The sequence below is a fragment of the Prevotella sp. S7-1-8 genome (assembly GCF_000758925.1).
GTDB lineage: Bacteria > Bacteroidota > Bacteroidia > Bacteroidales > Bacteroidaceae > Prevotella.
This window is the reverse complement of sequence record NZ_JRNC01000128.1, coordinates 1-1036: the sequence shown is the minus strand read 5'-3', so window position 1 is coordinate 1036 and position 1036 is coordinate 1. Positions and strand designations below refer to the sequence as shown.

Annotated in this window: 2 protein-coding genes; both read right to left on the bottom strand. The window is 46.1% G+C overall.

Going from position 1 to position 1036, the window contains the following annotated elements; translation table 11 throughout:
* A partial coding sequence (locus HMPREF1640_RS12245; protein WP_036895313.1) for a PcfJ domain-containing protein occupies positions 1-842 on the bottom strand: 842 nt, incomplete at its 3' end.
* 4 nt (positions 843-846) lie between these two features.
* Positions 847-1036: Cas9 inhibitor AcrIIA9 family protein (locus tag HMPREF1640_RS12240; RefSeq protein WP_036895311.1), on the bottom strand; the 190-nt coding region annotated here is incomplete at its 5' end.

Sequence of the window (1036 nt, the reverse complement as noted above, 5' to 3'; positions counted from 1 at the left end):
AGGTCGGTGGGGCAAACATACTTGGCATTGTGAATATCCTTGCCTAATTGATTGAGCATATCCACCATATCACACCATAGACTTCCGTCCTCTATATGGTAGCCGTTTCGCAAACAGATGCGGATAGATGCCCAATAGCTATCAATGCTTCTTCGACCATTGTGCATGAAGAATTTGAGTAGCGGGATTTGCCCCGACTTCAACAAGGTTTCCACACGGCTATCGGAAAGCAGTGCCGGTATAAGTTCGGTAGGCACTATATTGTGGAAGTTTCCCTCAAAACCATTTCTGCGGAGTGTGTCCGTAACCTTGAACTTGGGATATATCGGTGAGTACGATATATGGCGGTAGGCTTCGTTGTCGTTGCGTACTGCCATTGGCGAACAGAAAGAAAAGGTGTCAATGTATCTGCCTAATGTTCGTTGAACGGCAATAATCGTTTTTCTTCCTTGTGCGTTCCACCAATACTGACCGATTTCAAAGGTATATGAAGATGCCTTGCAACCTTTCTCCATTTCCACAGAAAGGAGGAACATTCTTAGTATTTGGTATTCTCCGCAAGTGGTAAGTATTGTAAAGTACTGCTTCTGCCTAATCTTGCGTTCAAAGGTTTCCTTGACCTGCAACCTTGCCCCGCAATGGGGGCAGATGCAAGTGTCCGTAGGCTTTTCTATTGTCCAACTATGCCCACAATCCATACACGTTGTGCGACCTTTGGGCAGTCGGTAGGCGAAATGGTCTATACATTCACGGAATGCCCATTTGCTCTGTGTCTTGGTTATCGGGCGAAGGTGCTTACTCTCGGCAAGGACTGCCTTCTCATATTTGTTTCTTGGTTTCATAGGCTTAAAAATCAAATAGTGACGGTTGTGTTTGGGGTGCTGCGCTTTCGGTTTTCTTCACTCGTGCGTTACGGCTCTGTATCTTGGCAAGTTCCTCACGTTGGTACTGCTTGATGGCTTCTTGCCTTGCTTCGGCTTTCTCCTCCTCTGTGAGTTCCACAATATGATTTACTGCCACTCTGCAAGTGATTTCC